This is a genomic window from Paraburkholderia terricola, assembly GCF_003330825.1.
Classification (GTDB): Bacteria; Pseudomonadota; Gammaproteobacteria; order Burkholderiales; family Burkholderiaceae; genus Paraburkholderia; species Paraburkholderia terricola.
On record NZ_CP024942.1, the window covers coordinates 1095403 to 1112299 of the forward strand.

Annotated in this window: 19 protein-coding genes and 1 pseudogene; 8 read left to right on the forward strand and 12 right to left on the reverse strand. The window is 63.7% G+C overall.

The window, feature by feature from the left end:
* Positions 1-24: 24 nt before the first annotated feature.
* From CUJ90_RS23490 to CUJ90_RS23535, 10 genes are read right to left on the reverse strand one after another with little or no spacing between them, the layout of a single operon-like run.
* A complete protein-coding gene (locus tag CUJ90_RS23490) occupies positions 25-855 on the reverse strand; it encodes an aspartate dehydrogenase (protein WP_114164035.1) in 831 nt (276 codons plus the stop codon).
* Positions 848-2506: a thiamine pyrophosphate-binding protein gene (locus tag CUJ90_RS23495; RefSeq protein WP_114164684.1), complete on the reverse strand. Its 1659-nt coding sequence runs from the start codon at positions 2504-2506 to the stop codon at positions 848-850. The genes CUJ90_RS23490 and CUJ90_RS23495 overlap by 8 nt, the downstream gene beginning before the upstream one ends.
* Positions 2499-3296 (reverse strand): SDR family oxidoreductase, encoded by a 798-nt coding sequence (locus CUJ90_RS23500; protein WP_114164036.1) that lies wholly within the window; start codon positions 3294-3296, stop codon positions 2499-2501. Before CUJ90_RS23500 ends, CUJ90_RS23495 begins: the two co-directional genes overlap by 8 nt.
* A complete protein-coding gene (locus CUJ90_RS23505) occupies positions 3293-4201 on the reverse strand; it encodes an IclR family transcriptional regulator (RefSeq protein WP_227470504.1) in 909 nt (302 codons plus the stop codon). Before CUJ90_RS23505 ends, CUJ90_RS23500 begins: the two co-directional genes overlap by 4 nt.
* Positions 4202-5092 carry an alpha/beta fold hydrolase gene (locus tag CUJ90_RS23510; protein WP_114164037.1) on the reverse strand — a complete coding sequence of 297 codons (891 nt, stop codon included), beginning with the start codon at positions 5090-5092 and terminating at the stop codon, positions 4202-4204. It lies immediately after the preceding gene.
* A gap of 38 nt (positions 5093-5130) precedes the next feature.
* Positions 5131-5658 carry a cupin domain-containing protein gene (locus CUJ90_RS23515; RefSeq protein WP_073429682.1) on the reverse strand — a complete coding sequence of 176 codons (528 nt, stop codon included), beginning with the start codon at positions 5656-5658 and terminating at the stop codon, positions 5131-5133.
* Between the two features lie 26 nt (positions 5659-5684).
* Positions 5685-6452, reverse strand: a complete 768-nt coding sequence (locus CUJ90_RS23520; RefSeq protein ID WP_114164038.1) for an SDR family oxidoreductase — start codon at positions 6450-6452, stop codon at positions 5685-5687.
* Entirely contained in the window at positions 6445-7536 is a 1092-nt protein-coding gene (locus tag CUJ90_RS23525) for an aromatic ring-hydroxylating dioxygenase subunit alpha (protein WP_114164039.1), read from the reverse strand. The genes CUJ90_RS23520 and CUJ90_RS23525 overlap by 8 nt, the downstream gene beginning before the upstream one ends.
* 48 nt (positions 7537-7584) lie before the next feature.
* Complete coding sequence (locus CUJ90_RS23530) at positions 7585-7896, reverse strand: recombinase-like helix-turn-helix domain-containing protein (RefSeq protein ID WP_073429679.1); 312 nt, start codon at positions 7894-7896, stop codon at positions 7585-7587.
* A 1-nt stretch (position 7897) separates the two neighbouring features.
* Positions 7898-8212 carry a non-heme iron oxygenase ferredoxin subunit gene (locus tag CUJ90_RS23535; protein WP_073429678.1) on the reverse strand — a complete coding sequence of 105 codons (315 nt, stop codon included), beginning with the start codon at positions 8210-8212 and terminating at the stop codon, positions 7898-7900.
* Positions 8213-8651: 439 nt separating this feature from the next.
* Here CUJ90_RS23535 and CUJ90_RS23540 point away from each other — a divergent pair, with 439 nt between their 5' ends.
* On the forward strand, positions 8652-9725 hold the full coding sequence (locus CUJ90_RS23540) for a porin (RefSeq protein WP_114164040.1): 1074 nt from the start codon (positions 8652-8654) through the stop codon (positions 9723-9725).
* 72 nt (positions 9726-9797) lie between these two features.
* Here the strand turns inward: CUJ90_RS23540 and CUJ90_RS23545 are convergent, their stop codons facing one another.
* On the reverse strand, positions 9798-10778 hold the full coding sequence (locus CUJ90_RS23545; RefSeq protein ID WP_114164041.1) for an IclR family transcriptional regulator: 981 nt from the start codon (positions 10776-10778) through the stop codon (positions 9798-9800).
* Between the two features lie 201 nt (positions 10779-10979).
* On the opposite strand from CUJ90_RS23545, the gene CUJ90_RS23550 reads away from it, so the two are divergent.
* The 7 genes from CUJ90_RS23550 to CUJ90_RS23580 all read left to right on the forward strand — a co-directional run bounded on the left by CUJ90_RS23550 (position 10980) and on the right by CUJ90_RS23580 (position 16321).
* The gene (locus CUJ90_RS23550) at positions 10980-11267 is read left to right on the forward strand and encodes a hypothetical protein (protein WP_114164042.1); all 288 of its coding nucleotides are present in this window, start codon (positions 10980-10982) and stop codon (positions 11265-11267) included.
* 120 nt (positions 11268-11387) lie between these two features.
* Positions 11388-13070: an acid phosphatase gene (locus CUJ90_RS23555; RefSeq protein ID WP_114164043.1), complete on the forward strand. Its 1683-nt coding sequence runs from the start codon at positions 11388-11390 to the stop codon at positions 13068-13070.
* 356 nt (positions 13071-13426) lie between these two features.
* Entirely contained in the window at positions 13427-13786 is a 360-nt protein-coding gene (locus tag CUJ90_RS23560) for a DUF3564 domain-containing protein (protein ID WP_073429673.1), read from the forward strand.
* 336 nt (positions 13787-14122) lie between these two features.
* Entirely contained in the window at positions 14123-14872 is a 750-nt protein-coding gene (locus CUJ90_RS23565; RefSeq protein WP_114164044.1) for a DNA/RNA non-specific endonuclease, read from the forward strand.
* Positions 14865-15125 carry a hypothetical protein gene (locus CUJ90_RS23570; protein ID WP_073429671.1) on the forward strand — a complete coding sequence of 87 codons (261 nt, stop codon included), beginning with the start codon at positions 14865-14867 and terminating at the stop codon, positions 15123-15125. Before CUJ90_RS23565 ends, CUJ90_RS23570 begins: the two co-directional genes overlap by 8 nt.
* Positions 15126-15350: 225 nt before the next feature.
* Positions 15351-15728 (forward strand): hypothetical protein, encoded by a 378-nt coding sequence (locus CUJ90_RS23575; RefSeq protein ID WP_114164045.1) that lies wholly within the window; start codon positions 15351-15353, stop codon positions 15726-15728.
* Between the two features lie 254 nt (positions 15729-15982).
* The gene (locus CUJ90_RS23580) at positions 15983-16321 is read left to right on the forward strand and encodes a hypothetical protein (protein WP_114164685.1); all 339 of its coding nucleotides are present in this window, start codon (positions 15983-15985) and stop codon (positions 16319-16321) included.
* A gap of 91 nt (positions 16322-16412) precedes the next feature.
* Here the strand turns inward: CUJ90_RS23580 and CUJ90_RS23585 are convergent.
* Positions 16413-16885: pseudogene (locus tag CUJ90_RS23585) on the reverse strand (Crp/Fnr family transcriptional regulator); the annotation flags it as partial.
* Between the last annotated feature and the right edge of the window lie 12 nt (positions 16886-16897).

Here is a 16897-nt window from a genome sequence, read left to right on the forward strand (position 1 = left end):
TTCCGGTTTGCTTCAGCCAGGGTCTTAAATCACGCAGCGCGCCGCGCGATTGCGTAATGCACGGATCGCGCTGTACGCGGTCAATGCGGACGTCTTGGGGTTGTCCGGCAGCGGCTTGCCGCACATTTCCAGCGACATTTCGCCGAATGCGCCGCGCGCCACGATGCGATGCACGTTGCGCGTCACCTTCGGATCGGCGATCAGCCGCACCGAGGTGTGGTCGAGACCGAGGCCGGCCAACGCAATCGTTGCGGCGACGTTGGCGTTCTTCGGGTACAGGCGCGCCGCTTCGCGTGCGCTGCCTTCGAAGATCACCTGCTGTTCGCTTAGCGCATGCAGATCGCAGACCTGTTCCGCGGGCGTGCCGAGCCAGCCGGTGGGCGGCTTGCGCCCGGTGTACAGCACTTCGTCGAGGCCGCCGAGCCTGGCCGCCGCCAGCGCATCCATGCCGCCGATCGCGCCGGAGAGCAGCGTCAAGGTTGCGTCGCCTTCATCGGCGGCGGCGGACAACGCGTCCAGCAGCATCATGTCGGAGAGCGCGCCGATCGACGCCACCGCGCAGTCCGTGCCGCCCCTGAGCAACGGCACCACGTGATCGATCAACGCGCCATGTCCCGCGCATTCGAGCGCGAAGTGCGGCTGGCTGCTCAATGCGGAGACGGACGCCACCACATCCACGGATGCGCCCACCACTTCGCGCACCGCCGCCATATGCCGCTGCGGCACGATCACGTGCGACACCCGCACGGCCGGGTCGGCTGCAACCGAGCGGTACACCGCCTGGCCGATCGCGCCGAAGCCGATCATGGCGACATCGACGGGAGCGTGGCGCCCGGCGTAATCGGCCTCACGCATGCTGCGGCTCCTGTTCCTTGACCGGCGGACCGGCGAACGCGCTGGCGAACGAACCGACCGACAGCATGTCCACCTCCACGAGCACGGGGCCGGTTTTCGCCATGCCCTCGCGAATGATCTCCTCGGCCTGATCGAGCGATTGGATGCGGTAGTGCGTGAGCTTCAGGCTCTCGCAGAACTGCGCGAAATCCGGCTGGTGCAGATCGACATAGCAGCGGCGGCCGCCGTATTGCGCGTCCTGAATGTTGCGGATCACGCCGTAGCACTGGTCGTTCATCAGCACGATCATCACGTTGGCGTTTTCCTGCACGGCCGTCGCGAGTTCGCCGACGTTCACCATCAAGCCGCCGTCGCCGACGAGGCACACGGTTTTCGCGGCGCTGCCCGCGAGCGCCGCGCCGATGCCCATCTGCATGCCCTGGCCGATACCGCCGCCGAGCGCGTGAACGCCCGCGCGCGGCGAGAAGATCTTCAGCATGCGGTTGCCCCACGTGCTGTTCGAGATCGTCACGTCGCGCACCCAGTTGTAGTCGCGGCCCACGGCCTTTTGAAGCGCGTCGACGAGGCGCTTGTACGGGCCGAGCCCTCGCGCCACATCGGCGAGCGCGCTTTCGCGCGCCGCCGCGAGATCCTGTGCGAAGGCCGGATCGACCTTCACGCGCCCTTCGAGCAGCGTCGCGAGTTCCTCCAGCACCGCCGACGCGTCGCCGTGCACGAACATGTCGTTGCGGTAGCCGCGGTTGTCGGCGAGCGCGTCGGCGTCGATGCGATACAGCGGCTGCGGCAGCGCCAGCCTGTACTTCAGCGTTTCATTGCCGCGCAGACGCGAACCGACCACCAGCAGCGCGTCGCACGTCTTGTAAAAGCTTTCGACCGCGGCATGCACGTTGAAAGCGCCGAGCGTTGCCGGGTGATCTTCCGGCAGCACGCCGCGGCCCTGCACGCTGGTCACGACGCCAAAGCCCAACGCGACCATGCGCTCGACCGCCGCGCGCGCATGGCGCGTGCCGCCGCCGAGCCACAAGAGCGGACGTTTCGCCTTCGCCAGTTGCTCGGCGAGTTGCGCGACGCGCTCGCTGGAATGCCTGAGCGTGCTGACGTGCGGCGCGGCCAGATCGGCGGGCCATTCGATTTGGGCGGCCTGAATGTCGATGGGAATCTCGACGCTGACCGGGCCGCTCGGCGCGGTTTGCGCGACGCGCACGGCTTCGCGGATGGTCGGCAACGCGGTTTCAACGGAACGCACGCGAAACGCGGCCTTCGAGATCGATTGCAGCATCGACAGTTGATCGGGCGCTTCGTGGATATACGCGAGATCTTTATCGAGGTATTCGGTTTCGATCTGACCGGTGATGTGCAGCAGCGCGGTGCCCGCGGTCAATGCTTCGACCATCGCACCCGCTGCGTTGCCCGCGGCCGTGCCCGTGCTGGTGAACGCGACGCCGAGTCCGCCGGAAACGCGCGCGAGACCATCGGCCATGTTCACCGCGCCCGCTTCGCCGCGCGCGCCGACGTAGCGGATCTGGCCGCGTTGATGGATCGCGTCGAGGATCGGCATGTTGTGGATCGAGATCACGCCGAATGCGGTATGCACCCCGCACTGCTCGAGAAAAGCGGCGATCAGTTCGCCGACGGTGGTTGTGTTAGACATGTCGTGCAACGCCTCCAGAAACATCGATGTGGCTGCCCGTCGTATAGGACGACAGCGTCGTAGCCAGATAAAAGAGCGCTTGAGCGGCTTCTTCGGGTTTGCCGAAGCGGCCCAGCGGAATGTTTTTCTTGCGCGCCAGTTCGGCGGTCCAGTCGTCCCAGCTCTGGCCCGGCTGCGCCTCTTTCGCGTAGCGGCGGCGCCATTGCCCCGATTCGACGATGCCGATCAGAATCGAATTCACGCGGATGCGTTGCGGCGCGAGTTCCGCCGCGAGCGACTTGATGAGGCTCAGCACGCCCGCACGCGCCGACGATGTCGCGACCATGTGCGGTTCCGGTTGCAGCGCGAGCAGCGAGTTCACGCACACCACCGAAGGGTTGGCCGCGTCGCGCAGCATCGGCAGGAACGCGCGAGTCGGGCGGATCACGCTGAAGTACTTCAGATCGAGCTCTTCGCGCCAGGCTTCGTCGGTGGTGTCGGCGAAGGTCGACACGCGGCCCTGGCCCGCGTTGTTCACCAGCATGTCGGTACGGCCGAAGCGCGCTTGCACGGCTTGCGCGAACGCGTTCACGTCGCCGGCATTCAGTACGTTGCAGGCTTGCGCCAGCAGTTGCGCTTGCGGGAACCGGGTGTTCAGCGCGGCTTCCGCTTGCGCGAGACGTTCGCTGTCGCGGCCGCAAATCGCAACCGATGCGCCTGAGCGCAGAAACAGTTCGGCGGTTGCGAGGCCGATGCCGGACGAACCGCCCGTCACCACCGCGACCTGCCCGGTCAAATCGATTTCAATCATCGGAGCCCCAATGCCTTCATGTATTTGCTGCCCGCATCCGGCCCGCTCTTGGGCCGGTGATTGAGCCGCTGCGAGAGTTCGCCGGCGGCGCGGCGGACCTTGTCGATCAACCCGCTGTCGAGCAGCGACGCGCCGATCTCGTGGCGCGGAATCGTTGTCGTGATCACGGCGACGATGCGGCCCGTGTCGTTGCGCACCGGCGCGCTGACCACTGAAATGCCGCGCTCGAACGACGACTCGCTGATCGCGAAACCGCGCCGTGCGTCGTCGCGAATGCGCTCGTATAAATCGTCGACGGTGACGGGCGTCTGTTTGGTGAAGCGTTCGAGTTCGGGCTCGGGATAGAGCTTCTTCAACTCGTCGAGCGTCATGTCGCCCATCAGCACCTGACCATGCGTCGTGGCGTGAGCCGGCAAACGGGTGCCGACGTTGACCTTCACCGAACTGAAAATCGGCGCGTGGCTTTGCGCCTTGGCGACGAACACGACGTCGCGTCCATCGCGAATCACGATATGGCTGGTCAAGCCGGTTTCGTCGCGCAAGGCTTCGATGATCGGCAGGCCGAGGTCGGTCAATTCGAGCGAGCTCAGATATTCGAAACCGAGCCGCAGCACCGCGACGCCGAGGCGATAGTTGCGGTCCTTATCGGCGCGTTCGAGAAAGCCGAGCGATTCGAGTGTTTGCAGCAGACGGAACACCGTCGTGCGAGGAATCTTCAGGCGCTTCGATAGTTCCGGTGCGCCGAGAACCGGCTCGCGCGGCGAAAACTCCGTGAGAATCCTCAGGCCGCGTTCGAGACCGGGCACGCGATAGCCGGTGTCATTGTTGGTATCGCTGTCGTTGCCGATGCGGTCGTCGTCCGCAGCGCGGCTGACGTTCGTGGTGTCGGGCAGGTCGGGCTTCATTCATTGGCTCCGTTGTCCGTCGCTCGCGCGGCAGAACGTGTCGATGATCGCGGTGTACGCGGCGGGTGCTTCGATATAGCCGGCGTGCCCCGCGCGTGGCACGACTTGCAATGGGGTGCCCGCCGCCAGTGCGAGTCGTTCGCAGGCTGCGGGCGTCGTAATGGTGTCGTCGGCGCCGACGGCCACGTTGACGCGGCCGCTGTAACGCACGAGGTCGGCGGCGAGGTCGGCGTTGGCGAGCAGATGGGTCGCCTGGGCGTAGCCATGCGGAATCACGCGCGACATGTTCCAGCGCACCCACGCGCGCGCTTCGTCGCTCGCGTAAGCGGACAACATAGCGGCGCTGCGTTTTTCGGCGAGTCCTTGCGGGCCCAACGCCTCGAGCATCGCGAGGCGTTGAGCGCGCTTCGTCTCGCGTACCGCCGCGGATGCCGCGCCATAACCGCCCGCCGGCGACAGCAACAGCAAACCGGCCACACGCCGCGGATACGTCATGGCGAACGCACCCGCGATGATCGCGCCGAGTGAATGGCCGAGCAGCACACAACGTTCGATGGCGAGCGCGTCGAGCCATTCGTTCAATACCGCGGCGTAATCTGCCGCCGCGGGCGATTCAGGCGTGACCGGCGTGGAGGCGCCATAACCCGGCGCATCCCACGCAATCACGCGGCGCGTGTCGCCGAGCGTTTCGAATTGCTGCACCCACGAAGCCGCGCCCGAACCGATACCGTGCAGCAACACGAGCGGCAGCGCGTTCGTTGCGGCGCTGTTCGCTTCGCGATAGCTCACCGCGCGTTGCGATGCAAGCCAGATCTGCTGCGCGGGAAAGCGCGCAAGACGCGCTTCGAGCGTGGCGTTCTGATCGGCGGTAGCGGACGGGACTGCGGACATGGTTTCCTTCGCGAGTGAATACGAACTACGTTGACGGCTTAACGCTTGAGCGCGGCCAACGGCGAATCGGGCGGATACGTCGGCGTGACCGGCTTCGGCGAGCCGAGCATCACGCACATCAACGCGTCTTCCTGGCCGATGTTGATTTCCGTGCGATACACGCCCGGCGGCACCGAAATCAGATCGCGTTCGCCGAGCACGGCTTCCCACGTTTCGCCGTCTTTCTCGCAGATCACTTTCATCTTGCCGCGCATCACGAAGAAGATTTCCTCGACGTCCATGTGGATATGACTCGGGCCGATGTTGCCGGCGGGGATCAACATCGTCGAGAACGTGAAGCCGCCCGCGGGCACCGTGTTCACGTCTTTCGCGACGCCGGTGCCGCCCGTGCCGACATAGCGCATTTGCGCGCGGCGATACTTCGGGTCGTAGTCGGCCTGGAACTTCAGCGCGTCCCAGTCATAGCGACGCGTGGCGAGCCGCGCAACGCGGCTGTCCAGCCACTGGGTAAAGGTCTTGTCCGCGGGTTGGTCCCACGATTTGCGTTCGATATCGACATCCGCCATCTCTTTCTCCTTTCGATTCGGCAAGATCAATTCATCACGAAGCCGCCGTTGACCGGCAGCAACTGGCCGGTCACGAAGCGCGCGGCGTCGGACAACAGGAACAGCACCGGCCCGGTTACGTCGTCGGGCAGTTGGGCGCGCGCGAGCGCGCGGCCTTGCTGGTAATACTGGTGACGCTCGGCGGGCACGTAGGCGGTGGCTTCCACTTCGGTGAGGCCCGGCGCGACCGCGTTGACCGTCACGCCATGAGCGCCGAATTCGCGCGCGAGCGAACGCGTCATCGAAATCACCGCGCCCTTGCTCGCGACATACGCGAGCAGTTTCGGTGCGCCCCACACCGCCGTATCCGACGCGATATTGACGACGCTGCCGCGCCCCGAGTCACGCAGATAAGGCAGCGCGGCCGTACTCATCAGCCAGGTGCCGCGCACGTTGACGTTCATCACGGCGTCCCACGTCTCGACCGACAATTCGTCGGCCGATTTGCCGCCGGAGTTGGTGATCGCCGCGTTGTTGATCAACGCATCCAGACCGCCGAGACGCGCCGCGCCCTGCTCGGCGAATTGCCGGATGCTGGCGGGCTCGGCGAGATCGAGCGGCAGATACGTGACCTCGTGGCCCTGGCCGTTGAGCGATGCGGCGAGCGCTTCGGCTTCGTCGTGCAGCACGTCGCCGAACACCACTCGCGCGCCGGCTTGCACCAGCGCGCGGACGAACGCCGCGCCGAGACCGCGCGCGCCGCCCGTCACGAGGACGCGCCGGCCGTTGAGTGCGACAACCGCTTCGTCATGCATGGCTGTGGCCCGTGGCAGAGGTGGCGGACGCGGCGCCGGCCGCTTGCTCGCGGTAGGCGTCGAGTTCGGCGAAATGCTGTTGCGCGCGCTGGCGCAGCATGCGGCGCACACGCGTCATGCCGACGTCGTGTTGATAAAGGAATTCATGTTGGCGCGCGTTCGGCGCCATGCTTTCGAGCACGTAGCGGTCTTGTTCGAGCACGGCCCAATGCAGCCCCTCCAGCCGGTTGCGGTACAGGAAGCGCCACGCGTCGCGCTGCCAGCCCGACACCTTGCGAGCGCGCCAGAAGTAAACCTGGCAGTTGTTTTCGTCGACGGGCACGGCGAAGCCGACGATCCCGAAGCTGCCGCCGGGGCCGAACTTCTTCTGGTACGGAATCGCGAGGCGCATCCACAGCGCGCCGGTTTCGCCGAGTTCGACCCAGTCGAAGTTCACGTCGCGCTGGCCGATCTTTTCGAACATCAGGCCGGTCTCGGTCTTGCGCACGCGCATGTCGGCCTGCTTGTCGCCTTCGGCCATCGAATGCGACGTCGCGTGCAAATACGCGCCGTGCATCGGGTCCATCACGTTGTCGATCGCGTACTGGTAATTGCACTTCCAGTTCGACATGCACACGAAGTTCGCGTATTCGTCACCGACCAGTTCATCCGGCAACTTGAGCGGCGCAGGTTCCTTGTGCGCGTCGTCGCCGAACCACAGGAAGATCGCGCCGGCGTGTTCTTCGACCGGATACGACTTCACGCACTGCTGGCCTTCGAGCGGGCAGTTCGATACCGCCGGCACCTTGACGACCGTGCCGCCGCCGTCGACTTCGATGCCGTGATACCAGCACGCGACGCTGCCGCCGAGATTCCAGCCGAGCGACAAACGCGCGCCGCGATGCGGGCAGCGGTCTTCGAGCGCGCGGACTTTGCCTTCCTTGTCGCGCCACAGCACGATCTGGTCGCCCAGTCGCGTGATGCCGATGGGCGCGTCGCCGACTTGCCAGCTCGGCGCGACGGGATACCAGTAGTTGCGCAGGCCTTTGTCCAGATAAGACTGGATCGGATCGGCCGCGCCCTGAGTTGTATTGGGGGACGTCATGAAAAGACTCCGGATGCGAAAGCGGTGAGACGTGTTCGGAAAGCGCGCCTATTCGGCGAGCAGGCGGAATTCGGCGGCGAGGCGTTCGGCGTTCCACGCATTGCCTTCCGGCGTGCGGAAACCCACGCGATTCAAACCGTCGACCACCTCGTGCAATTCCGTCGCGCCGGCTTCGAAAACTTTTTCGAGCGCGTCGCCGAAGTCGTTCTCGTACTGGGTCGGCTCCGCCTTACGCGTTTGCCAGATGAAGTTCTCGCTCTCGCCCGGCTTTTCGATCACGCCCTTGCCGGCCACGTTGTTGGGCTGCGGCGCGAGCCACGGCTTCAGGAAGGGATTGAAGTTCACGGCTACCTCTCGCATGTCATTCCACCTTGATCTGGATTTCTTCGCCGGCGAGACGCACCGAGTACGTCTTCAGGTCGCGGCCACCGGGCTCTTTCAGGCATTTGCCGGTCGGGATATGGAACACGGCTTCATGCAGCGGGCACTCGACGGTGTCGCCGTCGACAAACCCCTGCGTGAGCAGCGCATACGCATGGGGGCAGACGTTTTCGAGCGCGTACAGCGCGTCGCCCACCTTGTAGATGCCGATCTCGGTGCCGTCGAGCTTGAACTCGAGCGGCGCGTCTTCGGACAGATCGCCGGCATGGCCGGCGCAGCGCCATTGGTCAGTCATTTCTCGCCTTTCTCCTGAAGCCTTATGTTCCATATAAGGAACAGTGGTTCGTGTATGGATAAGTATAGGATCGGCTTCGACGAGAAGAAATAAAAATCTCCACCGGTAGGGGAAAACACCGAGCGTGACACCCCGGAACACTGCGCCGCGTGGATTGCGAAGACGCCATTTGTGGCTGCGTGCCCTGATGGGCTTGGCTTTACGGTGACTCCCGCACTCCTTGCGACAGCCTTCATGCGGGTTTATCCCGAGCCCGAAAATTTATTTTGACCGCTGTTTGAGTCACTATAATTTTCCATAGGCGATACAAACGCCCATATATGGAACAAATAGCGCAGTAGTTTGGCGTATGAGCCAGAGCTGCATTCAATCCAAAAGCACGGATCAGGGACGGCGAAATCGGCGCGAGCCATCCGCCGCGCGATCAGGAGGACCAACGGTGAAGCACATCATTGCAGCCGGTTTGACGGCAGCCTGCGCAACGACAGGCGCATGGGCGCAAAGCAGCGTGACGCTATACGGCAGCCTGGATGCCGGCATTGCGTATATCAGCAATGCAGGCGGTCATTCGAAGTGGATCATGGAGCAAGGCAACATGCAGCCGGACCGCTGGGGCCTGAAAGGCGTGGAAGATCTGGGCGGCGGTTTGAAGGCGGTTTTCCAGTTGGAAAACGGCTTCTATACGAACACCGGCAACTTCGCGAAATCCGGCACGCTGTTCAATCGCCACGCTTTTGTGGGCCTGAGCTCGGACAAGATCGGCACGGTCACGTTCGGCCATCAAACGCCGTTCAGCTTCGACGTGTTGGGTCCGTTGAGCACGGCCTACCTGGGGGCGAGCTGGTACGCGTTTCACCCCGGCAATATCGACGAGCTCGCCGACACCGGCGTCGTGCCGTTCGACAATTCGATGAAATTCCGCTCGGCGAGTTTCTACGGCTTCACGGTCGGCGCGATGATGGGTCTCGGCAACACGACGAACTTCTCGACGGGCAAGACGCTGAGTTTCGCGCTCAGCTATGCGAACGGCCCGTTCAAGGCCGGCGCCACGTATGCGAACGAGCACAACCGCACGCCGTCGATCGTCACCACGGGCATCACCAACTTCCAGGGCGTGGCGGCAGGGAACTACAGCGCCAGCAAGGTCGAAAACATGGGCGCGGGCGCGTCATACCAGTTCGGCAAACTGCTGGTGCATGGTCTGTACACGCGTGTGAAGCTGGAATCGGCGGGACACTCCGACACCTATCAGAGCTACGACGTCGGCGCGAATTATCAGTTCACGCCGTTCAACAGCGTTTCCGGCGGCGCCGCGACGACGACGCTGGCCGGCCGTCGCTGGACGCAGTTCGAGATCGGCGACATCTATGCGCTGTCGAAGTCGACGCAGCTCTACGTGAATGCGCTGTACCAGCATGCCAATTCGAATGCGCATGCCGCGTTCTTCACGGCGGGCGTGTCGAGCGGCCGGAACCAGACGATCGTTCTGACCGGCATCCATCACTCGTTCTGATGTGAACGAAGCCGGCCAGGCAAACGGCCCGGCGGTGGAAACCGCCGGGCCGTTGCACGACATCCAGCGGAATCAGTGCGCCGCGACCGGCTTGCGGCGCGCCAGAACCGCAGTCGGATCGTCAGGCCGCGGGCGATAACTGAGTCGCTCGGACAGTTCGAGCGCCGCCTGGCAAACCGCGATGACGAGCGGTTCGCGCTCTTCAGCCTCGCCGATATCCGAACGAGGAATGGTGACGGTCAACGCGGCCGCGATCTTGCCGCTTTGATCCCGCACTGGCGCGCTCACCACGGAAATGCCCCGCTCGAACGATGCCTCGCTCAACGCGTAGCCGAGCGCCGCGCTTTCGCGCACGCGTCCATAGAGTTCTTCGACGGTGGCCGGCGTGCGTTCAGTGAAACGCTCCAGTTGCGGCTCGGGATAGAGTTGACGCAATTCCTCGAAACTCATATCGCCCATCAGCACCTGGCCGTGCACGGTGGCGTGCGCGGGCAGACGCGTGCCGACATGCACCTTCACCGAACTGAACATCGGCGCATGGGTTTGCGCCTTGGCGACGAATACGACGTCGCGCTGGTCGCGAATCAGCAGATGCGTACTCAGACCGGTGGCATCGCGTAAGCGTTCGAGGATCGGCGTGCCGACGTCGGTCAGTTCCAGCGAATTCAGGTATTCAAAGCCGAGCCGCAGCACCGCGACACTCAGGCGGAAATAACGGTCGCCGTTCACCCGTTCGAGAAAGCCGAGTGCTTCGAGCGTCTGCAATAAACGGAAGGTGGTGGTGCGCGGAATGCCGATGCGCTTAGACAATTCGGGCGCGCCGAGTACCGGTTCGCGCGCGCTGAATTCGGCGAGGATGCGCAAGCCGCGCTCGAGGCCCGGCACGAGGTAAGTCGATCCGCTGGCGTTGTCTTCCTCCGCGGAGTCGGCGGCATCGCTGGAAGCGATGCGCTCCGAATGGGACATCGCCACGTCATCCTGCGAAGCCGGGGCCGCCGCGTTACGCGGCTTCGCGCGCTTGCGTCCCGCTCCTGTCTGCTCTTCTTTTGCCATCTTGGCTGCCGTTTCTACTGTCATCGTCGTTAGATCAGCATGATAGCGCGAAGGAATCATGGATCACGCCTCGCGTGCGACGTTGCAATTCGCGTCACGGATGCATAACAATCGTGGGTCCCGGTGCTATTCTTTCCTCCGGTCGGTTGCGCGAGGTCTCACCGCCGCGCTTTCGCTCACCAGCGTTTGGAGGCCACGCCCATGTCCGCATCCATTCAGGTTCAGGTTGCCGATTCGCACCTTTACCCCGGCTGCTCGGTGCGCATCGCGCATCTACCCGAGCCGACCCGTGCGGCCGAGGCGATCGTCGAATTCGCGGACGGGTCCGGCGCGCATGCCACCTGCCATCGGCGCGCATTCGACGAACTCGAATTATCCGTGGACGGTTACGCCACGCAAAAACGCCATCCGGTCGACGCAAAACATTGGCTTCTGCTCGCCGTTGACGCAACGCACAACAGTTGGCGCGTGAAGCGTCGATTGCCTTAGCTGTTCGCTTGGCCCACCCCTCGCCGGCGTCTTCCGGCCACCTCTCGAACCCGCAACGCGTACCAGGCGCGCCGCCCCAGCGGCGATCGATGTCTGTCACGCACAATTCGAAACCTACCGATGAACGACAACGACTCCACCCTGCCGCCCAACCCCGACGACGCCCCCAACGATCCCGAACGCCGCCGCGTCCTGACCGGTCTCGCGGCAGTCGGCATCGGACTCGCGCTGACCGGCTGCAAGACCGGGCAAACCGCGGCGGGCGACGCGACACGCAGTGCCGCCGACTTGCGGCTCGACGCGGCGTTGCGCGATCAGGTCAAGCATATCGTGGTGATCTACGCCGAGAACCGCAGCTTTGCGAACCTGTACGGTAACTTTCCAGGCATTCAGCATCCGCTCGATGCGGTCAGCGCCGAGCGCTATCTGCAACTCGACCGTGACGGCAGAACACCGCTGCCGCGCCTGCCCGCCATCTGGGGCGGGCTCGTGCCGCAAGCGCAGGAAGTGGACGGCAAGCGCTACATGATCGGCCAGAAGGACATCGGCAATCTGCGAAACGGGCCGTTCCATCTCACCGACGCGCAAGGCGCGCCGCTGCCGGCCGGCGTGATCACGCGCGACCTCGTGCATCGCTTCTATCAGAACCAGATGCAGATCAATGCCGGCCGCAACAACCAGTTCGCCGCATGGGGCGATTCGGGCGGCCTCGTGATGGGGCACTACCGCAATTCCGCCGACACGTTGCGGCTGTGGAGTCTCGCGCAGCAGTACACGCTGTGCGACAACTTCTTCATGGCGGCCTTCGGCGGCTCGTGGCTCAATCACATCTTTCTGATCTCGGCGCAGGCGCCGTTCTATCCCGACATCCACAACAGCCCGGCGAAGAAACTGGTGTCGGTGATCGAAGGCGACGATCCGACCGGCACGCGGCTGAAGCAGGCGGCCGACTCGCCCGCCTCCGCGCTCGACGGCCCGCCGAAATTCGTCAACGACGGCACGTTCACCGCCGACGGCTATGCCGTCAACACGATGGCGCCGCCCTATCAGCCGAGCAACGTGCGGCCGGCCGAAGGCGGCAATCCGGCCCTTGCGGACTTCTCGAATCCGCGCGTGCTGCCGCCGCAACGCTATGCGACGATCGGCGACCGTCTGACGGACAAGGGCGTCGATTGGGCCTGGTACAGCGGGGCGTGGCAATACGCGTTGGAGCATCAGGACACGGGCGCGGTGCCCGACTTCCAGTATCACCATCAACCGTTCAACTACTTCGCCAATTACGCGCCGGGCACGGCGGCACGCCGCAAATATCTGCGCGACGCGGGCCCCGGCAACGACGCGTCGAGTAATCACCTGATCGCGGACATCGACGCGGGACGTCTCCCGGCCGTCACGTTCTACAAGCCGCAAGGCGATCTGAATATGCATGCCGGCTATGCGGACGTCGAATCGGGCGACCGTCACATCGCGAACGTGATCGAGCATATTCAGCGCGGCCCGCAGTGGGCGAATACCGTGGTGATCGTCACCGTCGATGAAAACGGCGGCTGGTGGGATCCCGTCTCACCGCCGAAAGGCGACCGCTGGGGTCCGGGATCGCGGATTCCCGCGCTGGTGATTTCGCCGCTGGCGAGGAAGGGGTATGTCGATCACACGGTGTACGACACCAACTCGATTCTTCGCCTGATCAGTCGCGTGCATGGACTGGCGCCGCTCGAAGGCGTGGCGGCGCGCGATCGGGCGTTCGCGAGCAACGGACTCGCGCCGCTCGGGGATTTGACGGCGCCGTTGGATCTGCTTTAAGCGCTCGTCGCGCGTAATGTGTTCGCGGAGCCGCTCGCGGTTGGCGGCGGCTCTGCCGCGGCTAGCTGGTGAGTCTCGCCAACCGCCGCGAATCACTGAGCCGCCGCATGCACCGATGCGCTGTCCGTTGCGCGCAGAACGTTGCCGTAGTCAGGCATCCCATGCATGCCGCGAGTTGTAGAAATCGATGCCCGCATGGCTCGGCTGCGCGAACGACGATGACGACGCGGCAATCGTACAGCCGTGCGCTTCATGGCGTCCGCATTTTTTTGTGCGCCGCTCACACACCCGGCTTGCATAACACGCGCAGCGACGTAGACTCTTAAAGCCCCACTCTGTAATTGCACGGAACTGCCATGCGACTGACCATCCTGATCAACGGTTCCGATCCCACCGTGAACCACGATTACGCTGTGCTATGGCTCGATACCGACGAACATCGGTGGTCGAGAGAAGCACATCAGGGGATCGATCTGCCCCCGTGGGGCGAGTTGCACGATGAAGACGGCGTCACCACGCTCTGTGCGCCCAGCACGGATGCGCCGCTGTGCACGCTGCGCGGCTTGCACGTCGACCGCAAGCAGCGCGTGAGCGCGGCGCAAGGCGCCGCCGCATGGACTGCCTTGCCGACGCGCGCAAAAACCAGCGGCTTCTGGCGCCTGCAAGCGGTCGATCGTCAAACGGTCCACGCTGAACACAGCGTATTCGGAAATTAATATCCGGCGCTTTCTTCCATTCGGTCGAAATTCCCGCTCACGTCCACGAATGCGCGCAAGCGCGCGCATTCGCTCGCCGGGCGATACGTCATGCTCCGTTCTCCATGTGTTTAAGCTCGATTTAAGCTGACGTGCGTAGAGTCGGAAATCCACGCATTGGGGTCGCTGAAAAGCGGCCCGTTTTTTTTGTGCGGCGCATGCGCAGGATTGTTCGCGCTGCACGCCCGCTTCCCTTCCCGCCACCGCGTTCCCCCGCCTTTTTTCCGCGTTCAGCGCCGCTCGATTCGGAGTCGCGACGCTATACTTGCGCCCCCAATCCCCTCGACTGACTGACACATGAAGAAGTGGTTTGCCTGTCTGTTATTCGCCGTCGCCGCTCACGCGAGCGCGGCGTCTTCCTGCACCCAGTTCACACCGAATGCGCAATGGCCGGTTCTGATCAATCAGAAGATGGCGCCGAAAGCGCGCATGCTTTGCTATAGCGATTTCGCGGTTCTGCATTCGGGCATCACGCACGGTCCGCTGTGGTCCGCCGAGCTTTTGACGCGCGACCACATCGAAGCCGCGAAAGACATGGTGCGCACCAACAAATTCTTCGAGGACAGGCGTCTGCCCGACGGCGAAGGCGCGACGCTCGCGGACTACAAACGCAGCGGCTTCGATCGTGGTCATATGAGTCCGGCGGGCAATCGCTGGAATCAGCAAGCGATGGCACAATCGTTCTCGCTGGCGAACGTCGTGCCGCAAAACCGTGAGAACAATCAGCGCTTGTGGTCGCGCATCGAAACGGCGGTGCGCAAGATCGCCATGTCGTATGACGATACCTACGTGGTCACCGGGCCGATTTTCAGCGGCCAGCAGTTGCAGACCATCGGGCCGACGCGCGTGTTCGTGCCGACGCAGTTATTCAAGGCCATTTATGTGCCTTCGCGGCAACTGGCGTTCGCCGTGGTGGTGGAGAATGTCTCGACCAGCCGTTACGAGATCAGGACGATTCACGAACTCGAAGCGGCATCGGGCATCCGCTTTCCGGGCATACCGAAGAATCTCAAGGATCAGCGACCGGGAGGACTGAAAGGTGTTTAAACCCTATTCGAACGATGACGACGTGCTCAACATTCAGGGCGACGCGCTGACCGTGAGCAACGGCACCACGCGCGTCGTCGTGAACGGCACGCTCGAACTGACCAGGGACCAGCGTGGACTGAAGGCGGCGCTCGCGCTGAAGGACGCGGTGGACGCGATCGTCGCCGCATTGCAGGCGGACAGCCAATTGCCCGCGAAAGTGAAAGACGAGCCGGATGCGAAACCGGGCGTCGTGCGGAACCCGTTTCAATAACGCGCTCGCCGCGACGGTCACGCGAAGGCGGAAAGACGCGCGCCGCCTTCGCCCTGATCCAACCTGTTTCATAGCTTACGTTTTGTCACCACGGCGCCGTCAACTCCTGTCTTCCGGTCAACGTTAAACCGGCAGCGCTGAACATTCCAGTTCGGCCGCCGAAGACGAAACCACCGTAAGACCGAAGAACCAATCGGTTAGATCGGTTAAAACAGGAGTTACACCATGAAGACGCTTTTCACCGCTGTTGCTTCCGCCCTGCTCGTGTCGACCGCTTTTGCACAAACGGCCGCACCGTCGACCACCGAATCCGCACAACCCGCGCAAACGCAAGCCGCCGGTCAGGCGAATCTGAAGGCGAACACCGCCGCGCAAACCGGCGCCGCGGACGAAAGCACCGCCACGAGCAAAGCGCCCACGAAGGCCGCGAGCAAGGCGCATGTGAAAAAGACCTCCACCACGCACAAGGCAAAGACGCATAAAGCCACGAAGAAGACCGTTGAAACCGGCGCTGCCAAGGACAAGACGGAGAGCGCGAACGAGGCCAGCACTGCCCCGGTAAAAACCGACGGCGCAACGACCGACACGACGAAAACGCAATAACACGTGTACGGTTTCGGCACGCAGCGGCCACGCAGACGTAAATAACTCAGGCTGAGCTGTGCCGTTCAGGGAGGGGCGAGTCTGACGACTCGCCTTTTTTCATGCGCGTTCGACACGCAATTCCGTGAAGCCGACCAACGCGGCGACCGCATGATTTTTGCGGCGAGCCCCGCAATTTTTGCGCTGCGTTTACTCGCATGCATCTAATCTGACACTGTCTCGACTCACCACGGCATCAACCCATGCCGCGTCATATGGCTCTCACCCAATCGAACAACAGCTTCGCCGCGCAGCCGCTCAGCGCGCCGCCGGTTCAGCATAACAACGTCATTCCCTTCCGCTCGTCGCGCGCCCGCTTGCAGGTAACGCTGCCGCACTCGTCGCGCGAACTTCCAGCAACGCATCTGCGCGCACTGCTTCACTCCCCGCTTGGCGTGTATGTCGTCAGCATGGAAACCGTCCGCGAAGAAATTCGCGTGGAGCTCGACATTGCGCGCGACGACGTCGATTTCACGCTGCATACACTGATCTCGACGCTTCCGGCAGCACTGATCGGACCGTTGAGGCAGCGCACGCTCGCAAAGGCACGCTGACGAAGGCGATGCTCGCGTTCGATCACCCGCTCACCGACGAAACGCGCATGCCGATCACGCGCGCCTCGGCGCACTCATCGAACGTCTGGGCACGGCGCGCGACAAGCTGCAAGGCCGCCTCTTCAATGGCATCGAAGGCGAGGCGCAGCTTTTGCGTCAGCAGCAAACCGAACGCGTGCCAGTACTCGGGGTGCGTTCGAGCAATGCGCCGAGCGCGGCGCGCGGCACATGAAACAGCGCGGAATCGCGTTCGGCATGCGCGTCGTGGGTTCGCGCGCGATTGTCGAACAACGCGATCTCGCCGAACCAGTTCACCGGCTCGATCACGGCGAGCAACGCTTCCTTGCCGCTCGCACTGGCCGCGCCGATTCTCATCAGGCCGTCGAGCACGCAATAGAGGCCATCGTCGAAATCGCCGCGTGTGAAGAGCCGCTCGCCCGGCGCGAGATGTTCGACGCGGCCCGCTTCCAGCAACGGTGCCCGCATGGCGGCAGGCGCGGAGCGAAACCACGCGCTGCGCGCAAGCAACGCGGCAAGCTCATTCGATGCAAATCTCGCAGTCATGCGACGACGTCC